This window comes from Promicromonospora aerolata (assembly GCF_042682255.1).
In the GTDB taxonomy this organism is placed as follows: Bacteria; Actinomycetota; Actinomycetes; order Actinomycetales; family Cellulomonadaceae; genus Promicromonospora; species Promicromonospora aerolata.
Genome location: NZ_JBHUHF010000001.1, coordinates 1526880 through 1539480, shown reverse-complemented (window position 1 = coordinate 1539480; position 12601 = coordinate 1526880). Strand labels below are relative to the sequence as shown.

General features: G+C 68.6%; 12 protein-coding genes. 5 read left to right on the top strand and 7 right to left on the bottom strand.

Annotated features, from left to right (window positions below):
• Nucleotides 1-39: 39 nt before the first annotated feature.
• The 3 genes from ACFSL2_RS07030 to ACFSL2_RS07020 are packed head-to-tail and all read right to left on the bottom strand — an operon-like array spanning nucleotide 40 to nucleotide 3186.
• Nucleotides 40-1371: an ABC transporter substrate-binding protein gene (locus ACFSL2_RS07030; protein WP_377197165.1), complete on the bottom strand. Its 1332-nt coding sequence runs from the start codon at nucleotides 1369-1371 to the stop codon at nucleotides 40-42.
• Nucleotides 1372-1399: 28 nt separating this feature from the next.
• Entirely contained in the window at nucleotides 1400-2290 is an 891-nt protein-coding gene (locus ACFSL2_RS07025; RefSeq protein ID WP_377197164.1) for a carbohydrate ABC transporter permease, read from the bottom strand.
• The gene (locus ACFSL2_RS07020; protein WP_377197163.1) at nucleotides 2290-3186 is read right to left on the bottom strand and encodes a carbohydrate ABC transporter permease; all 897 of its coding nucleotides are present in this window, start codon (nucleotides 3184-3186) and stop codon (nucleotides 2290-2292) included. The genes ACFSL2_RS07025 and ACFSL2_RS07020 overlap by 1 nt, the downstream gene beginning before the upstream one ends.
• 75 nt (nucleotides 3187-3261) lie before the next feature.
• Here ACFSL2_RS07020 and ACFSL2_RS07015 point away from each other — a divergent pair, with 75 nt between their 5' ends.
• From ACFSL2_RS07015 to ACFSL2_RS07005, 3 genes are all read left to right on the top strand, one after another.
• Nucleotides 3262-3414 (top strand): LacI family DNA-binding transcriptional regulator, encoded by a 153-nt coding sequence (locus ACFSL2_RS07015; RefSeq protein WP_377197162.1) that lies wholly within the window; start codon nucleotides 3262-3264, stop codon nucleotides 3412-3414.
• The gene (locus ACFSL2_RS07010; RefSeq protein WP_377197161.1) at nucleotides 3378-4298 is read left to right on the top strand and encodes a LacI family DNA-binding transcriptional regulator; all 921 of its coding nucleotides are present in this window, start codon (nucleotides 3378-3380) and stop codon (nucleotides 4296-4298) included. The genes ACFSL2_RS07015 and ACFSL2_RS07010 overlap by 37 nt, the downstream gene beginning before the upstream one ends.
• Nucleotides 4299-4569: 271 nt before the next feature.
• Nucleotides 4570-6804 carry an alpha/beta hydrolase-fold protein gene (locus ACFSL2_RS07005; protein ID WP_377197160.1) on the top strand — a complete coding sequence of 745 codons (2235 nt, stop codon included), beginning with the start codon at nucleotides 4570-4572 and terminating at the stop codon, nucleotides 6802-6804.
• Between the two features lie 67 nt (nucleotides 6805-6871).
• On the opposite strand, the gene ACFSL2_RS07000 is transcribed toward ACFSL2_RS07005, so the two are convergent.
• From ACFSL2_RS07000 to ACFSL2_RS06990, 3 genes are all read right to left on the bottom strand, one after another.
• Entirely contained in the window at nucleotides 6872-7762 is an 891-nt protein-coding gene (locus tag ACFSL2_RS07000; protein ID WP_377197159.1) for a hypothetical protein, read from the bottom strand.
• The gene (locus ACFSL2_RS06995) at nucleotides 7749-9473 is read right to left on the bottom strand and encodes a vWA domain-containing protein (RefSeq protein WP_377197158.1); all 1725 of its coding nucleotides are present in this window, start codon (nucleotides 9471-9473) and stop codon (nucleotides 7749-7751) included. The genes ACFSL2_RS07000 and ACFSL2_RS06995 overlap by 14 nt, the downstream gene beginning before the upstream one ends.
• Before the next feature lie 185 nt (nucleotides 9474-9658).
• Entirely contained in the window at nucleotides 9659-10036 is a 378-nt protein-coding gene (locus ACFSL2_RS06990; protein WP_377197157.1) for a VOC family protein, read from the bottom strand.
• A gap of 92 nt (nucleotides 10037-10128) precedes the next feature.
• Here ACFSL2_RS06990 and ACFSL2_RS06985 point away from each other — a divergent pair, with 92 nt between their 5' ends.
• The gene (locus ACFSL2_RS06985; RefSeq protein WP_377197156.1) at nucleotides 10129-11142 is read left to right on the top strand and encodes a helix-turn-helix transcriptional regulator; all 1014 of its coding nucleotides are present in this window, start codon (nucleotides 10129-10131) and stop codon (nucleotides 11140-11142) included.
• Nucleotides 11143-11199: 57 nt separating this feature from the next.
• Here the strand turns inward: ACFSL2_RS06985 and ACFSL2_RS06980 are convergent, their stop codons facing one another.
• Nucleotides 11200-11820, bottom strand: coding sequence for a TetR/AcrR family transcriptional regulator (locus tag ACFSL2_RS06980; RefSeq protein WP_377197155.1), 621 nt, complete (start codon nucleotides 11818-11820; stop codon nucleotides 11200-11202).
• A 212-nt stretch (nucleotides 11821-12032) separates the two neighbouring features.
• Here ACFSL2_RS06980 and ACFSL2_RS06975 point away from each other — a divergent pair, with 212 nt between their 5' ends.
• Nucleotides 12033-12599, top strand: coding sequence for a hypothetical protein (locus ACFSL2_RS06975; RefSeq protein WP_377197154.1), 567 nt, complete (start codon nucleotides 12033-12035; stop codon nucleotides 12597-12599).
• Nucleotides 12600-12601 lie beyond the last annotated feature (2 nt).

Genomic DNA, 12601 nt, shown 5'->3' with positions numbered 1-12601 from the left:
CGGCGGCCGCCCCGCCTGCGCGTTCAGAGGGCCGGGGCCTTACTGCCCGAGCTGGTTCTGCAGGTCGGTCTGCGCCTGGTCCAGCGCCTCCTGGACCGGAGTGCCGTTCTCGTAGATCTCGTTGAGCGTGACCGTGCGGAACGTGTCGTCCACGGTGGGCCAGTTGGGGTCGCTGAACGACTCGAAGTGCCCGATGCCGCCCTGCATCTCGCCGAGGACGTCGAACAGGTTGTTCTGGAAGTACTTGTTGAACTTGTTCTCCGGGTTGTCGGTGACCTCTTCGTCCTCCCAGACGGCCATGTTCACCGGGTCGAAGCCCAGCACCTCCCACACGGCGACGTTCGCCTCGGGGGAGAGCTTCGCGAACGCGAGCCAGTCGGCGGCGAGGTCCTTGTTCGGCGAGACGGCGGGGACCGCCGCCCCGGTGCCGCCGCCACCGATGGTCTGCACGACGGCGTCGTCGGGCACCGGCGCCGGAGCGATGGCGACCTTGCCGGCGAGGTCGGGCATGTAGTCGACGAAGCGGGACGTGTACCAGGCCGGGTAGACGATCGCGGCGTAGTCGCCGTCGTTGATGGCGCCGAACGCCTCCTCGGAGTCGGGGCTCCCACCGGGGATCGTCGACACCGCGCCGGCGTCCTGCATGTCCTTGACCATCGAGAGGGTCTCGACGACCTCGGGGCTGTCCACCTGGACGTTGCCGTCGGCGTCGAGGAACTGCCCGCCGAGCTGCGCCGCGATGAGCGGCTCGAGGAACATGACGCTGGTGCTGGCGACGCCGAACTCCTTGCCCGTCTCCTCGTTGTACGTGACGCCGGCCGCCTTGAAGTCGTCCCAGGTCTCGATGGTCGTGTAGTCGATCCCGGCTCCCTCGAGCGCCTCCGTGTTGTAGAAGGTCGTGAAGGCGCCCACGTGAGTGGGGAACCCGTAGATCTTTCCGTCCTTGCTGTACAGGTCGAGGCGGGCCTGGACGATGTCGTCCGTGTACGGCGCCGCGGCCTCGGTCAGGTCGACCAGGGGCGGGTTGTCGCCCTTGACGAAGTTGGCGAACTTGTTGACCTCGATGTCGACGACGTCGGGCAGGCCCTCACCGGAGTTCACCGCGAGCTGCAGCTTGTTGTGCATGTCGTCGTAGGGGTAGACAGTGACCTCGAGCTGGATCTCCTGGTCGGGATTGGCCTCGTTCCAGCGCTCCGCCATCTCCTCGTAGTACGCGGCGTGCACGTCGGCGAACGTCCACATGTTCAGCGTCGTGGAGCCGTCCGCGTTCGTGACGGGTGCTTCTGGCTGACCGCCGCCCCCGCATGCGGTGAGCGCCGTGACCGCGAGGGCCGCGACCAGCGTGGACACCGTCGTCCGTAGCCTTGTCATGAGTTTCTCCGTTCGATCTGGGGTGCGGTCAGCCTTTGACCGCACCCGCGGTGATTCCTTCGATGAAGAACCGTTGGAATGCGAGGAAAAGGATGAGGACGGGGATCAACGAGAAGAAGGCCCCGATGATGAGCAGCTCGTAGTTGTTCCCGTACGGCGTCAGGAGTGTGTTCAGGCCGATGGGGAGCGTGAACTTCTCCGGGCTGCGCAGCACCAGCAGCGGCCAGAGAAAGTTGTTCCAGCACAACATCCCGTTGAGGATCGCCATGGCGGCCATCGCCGGTTTGGTGATCGGCAGGACGAGGCGGAAGAAGATCCCGAACTCGCTCACGCCGTCGACCCGGCCGGCCTCGATGATCTCCTTCGGTATGCCGAGGAAGTACTGGCGGAAGAAGAAGATGGTCACGGCCGACGCGAGGAACGGGAGCACGATCACCGTGTAGGTGTCGGCGAGCCCCATGTCGTTCACCTGGACGTACAGCGGGAGCATGAGCATCTCGAACGGCACGGTCATGACCAGCAGCACCATGACGAACCACAGCGTCTTGGTCCTGAACTCGTACATCGCGAAGCCGTAGGCGACGAACGAGCTCACCAGGAGCGTGCCCGCGACCTGGGCGACCGTCAGGAGCAGCGTGTTGGCGAACCACCGGAAGTAGGGCCCGGAGTCCGTGAAGAGCAGGACGTAGTTGTCCAGGCTCAGTGCGCCGAGGTCGACGTCGAACGTCATGCCCCGGCGGATCACCTCGTTGCCGTCCTGGAACGTGCCCACGAAGATCGCGAGGAGCGGCACCAGGGAGATCAGCGCGATCACGACGAGGAAGGCGCCCTGGACCCACGACGCCGTGGGCGGTGCGAAGCGGCGGCGGGTCGACGGCGCGAACCGTCGGCGGCCGGTGACAGGCAGCTGAGCGGCCATCAGACGGGCTCCTTCTTGAAGGTGCCGCTGGCGACGAGGTAGGAGATGTTCAGCGTCATGACGACGACGAGCAGCACCACGCCGACCGCGGAGGCGAAGCCGAGGTCGTTCTCCTCGATGCCCTTGCGGTAGAGATATCCGACGACCGTGAGGCCCTGGTTGTTGGGTGAGTTGTTGCCCGCGTAGAGCATGAAGCTCTCGAGGAACATCGAGAGGCCGCCGTAGATGCTGATCGTGACGACGTAGACGACTGTCGGCTTGATGTTGGGGATCGTGATGTGGATGAACTGCCGGAACTTGCTCGCCCCGTCGATCGACGCCGCCTCGTAGTACTCGGTAGGGATCGCCTGCATTCCCGCGAGGAAATACATCATGTTCACCCCTGCCCACCGCCAGAGTGCGATGGCCAGCAGCGCCACGAGCCCGGTGAGGTCGCTGCGCAACCAGCGGACGGGGCCGAACCCGAAGAACTCCACCACCTGGTTCATGATCGCCGAGTCCGACTCCGCGAAGATGAGGCGGAAGACGATGCCCGCGACCACGACGGAGGTCAGCGCCGGGACGAACATGGAGGCCTTGAAGAAGCCCTTGATCCGGGCGCTACCGATGTTCGAGTTGACCAGCGCCGCCAGGGCGAGCGGGATCGGGATGAGCAGGACGAGCGTGAGCACCATGTAGCGCAGGCTGTTGAACAGCGCCTGCCAGAAGATGCGGTCCCCCCAGAGCCGCTCGTAGTTGTCGAGACCGATGAACGTCGCCTGCCCGTAGAGCACCTCTTGGGTACTCATGACGGCCGAGCGGCCCAGCGGGATGATCCAGAAGACGGCGAGGGTCACGAGGAACGGCAGGATGAACAGATAGGGCGCGAGCTTTTTCGAGTAGAGGAGCTGCTTCACGGCGGTCTGGATCCTCCTTGATCAGAGCCATGGGGTGACGGCGCGAGCGGACGAGGCCGTCGATCGCGGGGTGTCATGATGGGCGGCGTGGCGAAGATGAGTGATGTGGCGCGAGAAGCCGGGGTTTCGAAGATGACGGTCTCGAATGTCATCAACGGGCGGCCGGGGCGAGTGATGACACCCGTGCCCGCGTGCTCGAGGCGGTGGCTCGGCTGGGCTATCGGGTGAACGCGACCGCGCGCCAGCTGCGGGCCGGCCGCACCGGTGCGATCGGCCTGCTGGTTCCCCATCTGGACGGGCCGTACTACTCCCACCTCGCGGCTCGCCTGGACACCCTGGCGCGGGCGCGGGGCTATCACGTCATCATCGAGCGCACCGGCGCGAGCAGGGAGGGAGAGCTCGCCGCCATCTCTCCTGAGCGGGTGCACCCGTACGACGGCGTGGTGTTCAGTCCCGTGCAGATCGACACGGCGGACGTACGTCGTGCCGGCGTCGAGGTGCCGGTGCTCCTCCTCGGTGAGCGGCGCCTGGCCGGCGACTTCGACCACGTGATGATGGACAACGTCGGCGGCGCGGAGCTTGCGACGTCGTACCTGCTCGAGCGTGGTGCGCGGCGCATCGCTCTGATCGGCGGCCGCACGGACGACGGCGTCGACAGCATGGCGACGCTGCGTACCCGGGGTTACCGCGCGGCGCACGCCACGGCGGGGGTGCCCGTCGACGAGCAGCTCGTCGTCGACGCCGCCTCGTTCACCACGAAGGACGGCTACGAGGCAGTCATGCGGCTCCACCGCGACGGAGCCCGGTTCGACGGGGCCTTCGCCCTGACGGACGCGGCGGCGATGGGTGCACTGCGCGCGCTGGCCGACATCGGCCTGCGCGTCCCTGACGACGTCCAGGTGGTCGGCTTCGACAACGACGCGGAGGGTGAGTACCTCGTCCCGCGCCTGACCACCATGGACCCCGACAACGACACGATGGCCGAACGCATCATGGACCTGCTCCTGCGCCGCGTCGAGGCCGACTCGTCCGGCGTCGGGGACGTGGTGGAGTCGGTGATGTCGGCACGGATCGTCGTGCGTGAGTCGACGCGCGCCCACGTGCCTGGCTAGTTGTCGGTCGGTCACTGGTTCTCTTCCTCGAGTCACGCGTCGCCCTGCGATGTGTATCGATAAAGTAGGGGCCATCGGCGAGCGTGTCAACGGGTGCGGGCCGCGGGTCTTCGCGAGTGGAGTCCCGCCGCGTCTGGCGACGAGGGGCCTTGTCCTGTCTCACCTTTAACGATAAAGTTCAGCGGCCGGCAAGCTGACGACGAGGAGGCGCCAGGCCTCGTCGATCGTGTTCGAAGACAACGAAGTCCGAACGAGAGGTAAGTCAATGGGGATGGAATCTCAGGCAAAGCCCGCCCACCCGGTCCGACGAGGGCGACAAGGGCTCGGGGCTGCGGCCGCGACCGCGGTGGTGCTGGGGGCGTTGCTCGTTGCGCCGTCCGCTGCCGCGCAGGCGGTAGGCGCTGACCCGTGGGTGAGTGAGGTGCCGAACAACCCGGTCTCGGATGTCTACCGCTTCACGGTGCCCCGCGCCGCGGTGACCGAGGCGACCGGAATCGGGGACGGACCCGTCGCGGTGCAGGGGAACTTCGGCCCGGGCAAGGCGTGGACCGACCTCAACATGGGGACCAGCGGATCGAACCTGACCGCCACGCTCGGGCCCCTCGAGCCCGGCCTGTACTACTACCAGTACGCCGCGCGTCCCGCTGTGAACCAGGACGCGGTCGCCTTCCGCAACCCCGACGCGCCGCAGGAGGTGACGTCGAAGCCCACCTACAGCACCATGTTCGTCCCCGGACCGGGTGCGGAGTGGCTCGACGACGTGGCCGGCGGTGGCGAGCTCGTGACGGTCGAGTACGGCAAGGGGCCGGAGCGCGGAAAGGAAGCGCTCGTGTGGACGCCCCCGGGCTACGACGCGGATCGTGCGGAGCAGTACCCGGTGCTGTACCTGCTGCAGGACGAGGGGCAGAGCTACCGCGAGTGGGTGGAGCTGGGGCGGCTCGGCCAGATCATGGACAACCTCACGCTCGACGGGGACGCCGAGCCGATGGTGGTCGTCATGGGAGACTCCGGCGTACCGGGCCCCGCCGGCCTGACGAAGGACCTGCTGCCTGCCGTCGAGCGTGCGTTCAACGTCTCCGACGAGGGGGCCGGACGCGCGGTCGCCGGGATCGGCCGCGGTGGGGAGCTGGCCCTGAACGCCGTGGTCGCCGAGCCGCGAGAGTTCACAGGCGTCGGCTCGTTCTCGGGCGGCTACGACAAGGTGCTCTCGCGGGGCAAGGCCAAGCAGATCAACGAATCGACCGACCTGATTCGCCTGTACGCGGGCAACGTCACCGACCCCGCGTACAACGACACGGTCGCGCTGGCCGACACGCTGACGAACGCGGGCGTGGAGTTCCAGTCGGACGGGTCGGATCCTGAGACCGGCGGCACGTGGGACACGTGGCAGAAGAACCTGCACGACTTCGCGGGGCGCATCTTCCAGGAGGTCGACGACGAGGGCCCGAGCGAGGGCCACGTGCCGTTCGTGCGACACGAGCTGCCGGCAGCGGGGACGACCCCGACGCCGTGGATCGACGAGAACAGCGTCGTCACCTTCGAGCTCGGCCCCGAGTTCGCCGACGCGAACAACATCACCGTCTGGGGCAACTTCGGTCCGGCCGGAAGCTGGCCGCGCACCCACATGGTCAAGCAGGCCGACGGTTCGTGGCGGCTCTCGCTGGCGCTCGAGGGCGGCTCCTACTACTACAAGTTCGTGGTCGACGGCGTCGACCACAAGGACGCCGGCAACCCCACGACGGTGCTCTCGGAGCCGACGTGGAGCACCTTCACGGCCGCGGGCGACACGATCCGCGCTCAGTACACCGCAGAGGTGCCGGCCGAGGCGCGCGGCGAGGTCAGCGTCATGAGCTACCCGAGCACCGCGGGCGGCGGCGAGCAGCGCTCGGCGAACGTGTGGACGCCCCCGGACTACGACGCGGACCGTGCCGAGGAGTACCCGGTCTTCTACCTGCAGCACGGTGGCGGGCAGACGTGGACCGACTGGGTCGAGGTGGGGTACGTCCAGCGCATCCTCGACAACCACTACCTGCGGGGCACCATGGAGCCGATGGTGGTCGTCATGGCCAACGGGAACGGCGTGGACTTCCCCGCGGAGATCACGACGCGCATCGCGCCGTCCGCCGAGGAGCAGTTCAACATCAGCTCCCAGGGCGACCAGCGCGCTCTGGCGGGCCTCTCGATGGGGTCGGGACACACGCTCAACACGCTCTGGGCGCACCCGGGCGAGTTCGGCTACATCGGTGCCATGTCGGCGTTCGGTGCGCCGCCGGCCGACGCGGACGTCGAAGCGATCAACGAGGGCACCGAGCTGCTGCGCGTCTACTCGGGTGACGTGCAGGACTTCACCTACGGTGCGACGTTGCAGCTGGTCGCCGCGATGGAGAGCCGCGGGGTGAACCACGAGTTCGCCCCCATCGTCCCGGGTCCGCACAGCTGGGACGTGTGGCAGAAGTCGCTCATCGACTTCCTTCCCCGACTGTTCGCGGAGGGTGCCGACGCATAGCGGCGCGGGGGCGGCAGGCAGGGTGTGGTCGGCGGGTCGGTCCCGTCGGCCGCACCCTGCCTGCCGCTCAGGAGAAGACGGCGAGAGTGCGGAGCGTGAGGGACCGAGCATCCCGGTCGACGACTCGCACCGCCGCCAGGACGGTGACCTTCGGCATCAGGTCGATGCCCGCGTAGTCGATCTTGCTCCGGCCCCACGCGCCGAGCTGGATCGTCGCCGTCCACGGCTGTGCCCCGGTGTGGTCCGTGCCCTGCGGGCCGACGGGGACCGACACCTCGACGGTGCACTCCCGCGACCGCCTGATACAGGACTGCTTGTCGCAGGTCTCGGCCGGATGGCGCTCGAACGCGCGGTCGATGTCGGCGCCGGGCACGCTCAGCTCGACGAACTCGTTCGAGGAGCTCTTCGTCGGCTGCGAGTACCAGCGCAGCTCGGCGTCGTCGTCGAGGTCGTGCAGGAGGGCCCGGTCCGACAGAGCCTCCCGAGCCTCCTGCAGCTGGTTGACCAGGCTCAGGTCGAAGGCGCTCTCGTACTCCTGCGACGTCTCGAACTCCCGGCCGACCGCGGCCTCCGAGCGGGCGACCCTGATGGTGGTGCCGGTTCTTTTGCCGCTCCGCCTCCCTGTCCTGACGACCTGCTGGATGTTCGCCCCGTAGAAGAGCTGGGCGTGCAGGTCGGCCACCCGCCATGGGCAGAGGTAGTGGTAGATGCCGAGCGGGGGCGGCCACCGTGGTCCGGGTTCCGGAGCGGACTGGATCACCGCGCCGACGGCGCCCCCCAGGACGGCGGCTCCGGCGGCCCCGAGCACGATGTTGCCGACACCGTCGGGCACGAAATGGGCGGCGACGGCGCACGTGGCCGCAATCGCGCCGCCGAGGTAAGCGCTCGTCGTGCTCCATGCGCGCCGCAGGCGGCTGCCACCGGACGCGTCGCGGTCGATGTCGTCACTGGTAGGCACGGATCTCCTTGAAGAGTCTCTGCAGGTCGGCAGGGTTTGCCGACCTGACGACCGACCCGCCGGACTCGAAGGCGAACGACTCCAGCTCGTGGACGGTGGTGCACTCGTCGTTGTCCACCTCCCCGCACTCGGCGGCATCGGCGACGAGGACCACGTGCGTCGGCACGCCGAGCGCCGCGTAGTCCCTGTCGTAGGTCGTGCGGAACGCGTCGAACGTGGTGCCGCCGTTCCAGTAGCCGTCGGTCACGATCACCACCGACGTCTGCCGGCCCTCCACGACCTCGTCGTCCTTGAGCGTGCTGTAAGCACTGTCGAGGGCGTCGTAGTAGTGGGTGTCGCCGCTGCCGGCCTCGAGGGCCTGGACGTTCTCGTTGAGAAGGTCGAGCTGGGGGTCCTCGGGGCTCTCGACGGTGAGGTCGGCGAGCTCGTCCACCGCGCTGTCGTACGCGAACACGGTGAGCTCCTCGCCCGTCCGGAACCGCATGAACTGCCCGCTGATGCTGGTGTCGGTGCCGGTCAGGCCCCCGAAGGCCGTCTTGAGGCTCTTGAGCCGGGCGGGCTCGCTGCCCATCGACCCGGACACGTCGAGCAGGAAGACGGTACGGGCCTTGGGCGAGTAGTCGTCGAAGTAGGCGGTGAGGAGGCCTTCGAGGGCGGCGAGGTCGTCCGGCAGCAGCACCTTCTCGACGGTGGCCGCCGTCTGCAGCTCCTTCTCGAGCTCGGGCGCCGGATCGGCGTCCGCGGTGCCGGGATGGCGCAACGTCAGCGCGCTGAGCTCTTCCTGCACGTCGGTACGCAGGAGGTACTCGGCGACGACGGCATAGGCCGCGGTCTTGTCCTGCTCGGCCGTGGACCCCAGACCCGTGAGCGGGTAGGTGGCCTCGACGACGCCCTCCTCCGGGTAGATGATCGCGAGGTTCGCGCCGTTCCTGCGCAGCCCCAGCAGCTCCGACTCATAGTTGAACAAGCCTCCGTAGACCCCGGCGTTGTCGACGAACTTGTCCGAGAGCCAGCCGGAGCTGGGCGCCTGGTCGGCGCGGCCGGCGAAGAAGCGTTGCATGGCTGCCAGGTCGGCGGAGGCCGGGTCACCGTCGGTCCCGAACGCGCTCGCCACGCCGACGAGGGTGGCGAGCCCGGAGTTCGACGCCGCCGGGTTGGTCATGAGGAAGGAGAGCGAAGCGGCGTCGTCGGTGTCGGCGACGTCGGCGATCTCGGACCACGGCACGGCCTCGCCGTCGGACCAGCCGATGGCATCGGCGACCGACGCCTGGACACCGAGGACGACGGGGGAGCGCATGACCGGGTCCGACGACGTGATCCCGGCGTGGTCGTGGTCCTCGAGCGCGAGGCGCAGGTAGTGGTCGGACGCGAACCAGGCCGCGTCGAAGCGCGAGCGGTCAGCCAGGATCTCGTCGGCGGCCTCGAGCGTGCCGACGAAGTCGGGCTCGAGCGTCACGCCGGTGGCGGCCGTGAGCTCCTGTGCGAACTCGCTCGGGCCCTCGGCGCAGCCGAGATGGCCGTCCGGGTCGGTTGCCGGGGCAGCCTCACCGTCCTCGCAGAGCAGCTCGTCGAGCTCGGACCCGGCAGCGAGCACGAGCGTTGTCGGGTCCGCGACCCGCGAAGGCTCCTGGGCTTCCCGGACGATGTACCAGATGGTCGCCACCGTGGCGACCGTGAGCAGGGCCGACACGAGCCAGGGCAAACGCTTCACGAGTCGCGAGATCCTCAGTTGTCGATGGCGCCGAGTTGATGGCGTCCGGCGGGTGCCGGTGGGCAGCACAATCCAGGACAACTCTGTCGTAGGCGCTGGTGACAGGTCTGGGGGGCGCGGCTCGATTCGCATGAATTCGGTAGATGTTCACCACCGATTCATGTCGCGCCGAGGGCGATGGCGGCTCAGGACCGGGCGAGCGGCGTGAAGAAGTTGACGAGGTTGCCGTCGGGGTCGCGGAACAGCAGTGACCGGTTGCCCCACGGCATCGTGGTGGGCTCGTTGACGAAGTCACCGACAAAGCCAGTCAGGTTCTCGTGGACGCGGTCGACGTCGTCGACGCGGAACTCGATGATCACGCTGCGGTTGTCGCCGGGGTGGGCCGAGCCCGGGGCGAAGAGCTGGACGGTTCGAGTGCTGGCGAGCGCGAGTGTCGCACCCGGGGTCCTGAGCTCGGCGAAGTCCTCCGTGGCCCAGGTCGCCTCCAGCCCCGTGGCGCGCTCGTAGAAGGCGACGAGGCGGGCGACGTCGCCGGTGATGATGCGGATCGAGGCGAACTCCATGGTGATCTCCTTGACTCTGCGGAAGGTGCAGGCCTGACGCTATGACCGTAAGTGGACAGAATCGGTCCACTTATCCACGTAGTCTTGAAATCGTGTCTCGACCCACTGGCCGCGTGCTGATGCTCCTGGAGCTGTTGCAGACGGGCGGCACCCGGACGATGGCCGAGCTCGCCGACCGGCTCGACGTCGAAGGGCGCACCGTGCGCCGCTACGTGGACCGGCTGGTCGAGCTGGACATCCCCGTGGAGTCGGTGCGCGGCCGATACGGCGGATACCGCCTACGGCCCGGGTACCGTCTGCCGCCGCTGATGCTCAGCGACGACGAGGCCATGGCGGTGCTGCTCGGACTGGTCGCCGGGCGCCGGAGCGGGCTCGCAAGCTCCCAGCGTGCGGCGAGCGAGACTGCTGCGGCCAAGATCCGGCGGGTGCTGCCCGTTCGCCTCGCCCGGCGTCTCGACACGCTCCTGGAGTCCCTGTCCTTCACGGACCGGCCCGCCGAGCAGGAGAGCCCGGACGCCGCGGTGCTGCTCGCCGTCGCGGACGCGGTCCACCATCGCCGGCCGGCGACGGTCCGATATACCGACCGCGAAGGACGGCGCAGCGAGCGCACGCTGCACGCCTACGGGCTCGTCGCGCACTCAGCCCGGTGGTACGTCACCGGCCTGGACACCAGGATCGGTGCGGAACGCACCCTCCGGCTCGACCGCATCACGGACGTACGGATCCTGCCCGGATCGTTCGAGGCGCCGACAGGTCCCGATCCGGCGCAGCGCATGTTGTCGGGGTTCGCCACGGCCGGATACCGGCACGAAGTGACCGTGCGAGTCCACGGAACGGCCGATCAGATCCGGGCTCGCCTCCCGGCGAGCGTCGCGACGTTGACCGAGTACGGGGCCGCCGCGGAGACGGACCACGGGGCCGCGCCGGACGAGAACCAGCGGAGCAGGCGCTGGTGGCGCGTCGAGCTGCGGGTGGAACGTCTCGACTGGGTGCCGCCGGTGCTCGCCTCGCTCGATCTGCCCTTCGTCGTCGAGCGCCCGGACGAGCTGCGCGATCTGGTCGCGGCGCTCGCCGTTCGCCTCGCGTCCTCCGCTCGCCGGCCCTGACGACGCCTCGGTCCGGCGGCGAAGAGCTGCTCGGGGTCGGGGCCGCTGGCTCGTGGGCTACCTGGTGAGCTCTGCTCCGTGCGTGGTCGCTACGGCGAAGATGGCCGCGGCCAGGGCCCGGCCGACGTGGGACGCCTCGCCGAGGTAGCCGGCCACCATGGCGCCGTCGCGCAGCATCAGCAGCTCGTCGGCTGCGTCCTCGGTGTCGATCACGCCGATCCGGCCGAGCATCGTGGCGAACGTCTCCCGGTACCAGGCGCGGTGGTCGGCGACCACCTTGCGCACGGCGCTGTCCGGGTCGGAGTACTCGGCGGCGGCGTTGATGAACGCGCACCCACGGAAGCCCGGCTGGCAGCTCGCGGTGCCGATCAGGTTGGCGAACGAGCGGAGCGCCTCGGCGTCTCCGTCGGCGGACTCGCGGACGGCGTCGAGCGCGCCGCGCTCCCGGGCTGCCTGGCTCTCCAGGTAGGTGACGACGAGGTCGTCCTTGGCGCGGAAGTGGCGGTAGAACGTGACCTTCGTGATCCCGGCGCGCTCGATGATCTTGTCCGCGCTGACCGCGCGGATCCCGTGCGCGTAGAACAGCTCGGTCGCTGCCTCGAGGATGCGCTCCCGGGTGGACAGTCTGCGTGAGCCGTCGGCGCTGGTCGTCGCCGCGCTCGAAGGTGCAGTGCTCATCTCGCTGACGTGCTCCCGTTCTCGATGGCGTAGGGCGGAGAGTACACCCGGTGAACTGACCAGTAACTCTACCTGGTGGCCCGGACGGTTGCGCGCACGGGAAGGGTGTCTGTACTGTCACCGGAAGTAGAGTGACTAGTTACTCTACCTAGCCATCACCCAGGTCCGTAGAGCGACACCGTCGCGTCGGCCACCGTCGAAAGGCAGTTCCCATGTCCGCGTCCATCACGGCGGAATCGTCGGGAGTAGCTACGGCTACCTCGCTCCGCAACCTCTACTTCGTCCGGTTCGGTTTCGCGATCGTCTGGGCGGCGGTGCTGTTCGTCGTCGGGAAGGAGCTGGGCCCGGTCGCGATCGCACTGCTCGTGCTCTACCCCCTCTTCGACGTCGCAGCGGCGGTCGTCGACCTCCGGTCCGCGAAGGCCGCGCGCCCCACCGTCGGCCTGTACCTCAACATGGCGCTGAGCCTGCTCACCGCGATCGGGCTGACCGTCGCCGTGACCTCGGGCATCCCCGCCGTGCTGCGGGTGTGGGGTGTCTGGGCGATCACGGCGGGCATCGTGCAGCTCGTCGTCGCGATCCGCCGTTACCGGCTGGGCGGCCAGTGGGCCATGATCCTCAGCGGCGGTATCTCCGTCTTCGCCGGCACCGGGTTCTTCGCGATGGCCGGCGGGCCGAACGCGATGCTCACTTCGCTGGGCGGGTACGCGACCCTGGGTGGCATCTTCTTCCTCGTCTCGGCGCTGCGCCTGCACCGCGTCGCCAAGAAGGGCAGCTGACC

Excerpts from the sequence above, each read along its gene's own strand:
- ACFSL2_RS07030 (WP_377197165.1), bottom strand. The coding sequence starts at position 1,371 with ATGACAAGGCTACGGACGACGGTGTCCACGCTGGTCGCGGCCCTCGCG.
- ACFSL2_RS07025 (WP_377197164.1), bottom strand. The coding sequence starts at position 2,290 with ATGGCCGCTCAGCTGCCTGTCACCGGCCGCCGACGGTTCGCGCCGTCG.
- ACFSL2_RS07015 (WP_377197162.1), top strand. The coding sequence starts at position 3,262 with ATGATGGGCGGCGTGGCGAAGATGAGTGATGTGGCGCGAGAAGCCGGG.
- ACFSL2_RS07005 (WP_377197160.1), top strand. The coding sequence starts at position 4,570 with ATGGAATCTCAGGCAAAGCCCGCCCACCCGGTCCGACGAGGGCGACAA.
- ACFSL2_RS06990 (WP_377197157.1), bottom strand. The coding sequence starts at position 10,036 with ATGGAGTTCGCCTCGATCCGCATCATCACCGGCGACGTCGCCCGCCTC.
- ACFSL2_RS06980 (WP_377197155.1), bottom strand. The coding sequence starts at position 11,820 with ATGAGCACTGCACCTTCGAGCGCGGCGACGACCAGCGCCGACGGCTCA.
- ACFSL2_RS06975 (WP_377197154.1), top strand. The coding sequence starts at position 12,033 with ATGTCCGCGTCCATCACGGCGGAATCGTCGGGAGTAGCTACGGCTACC.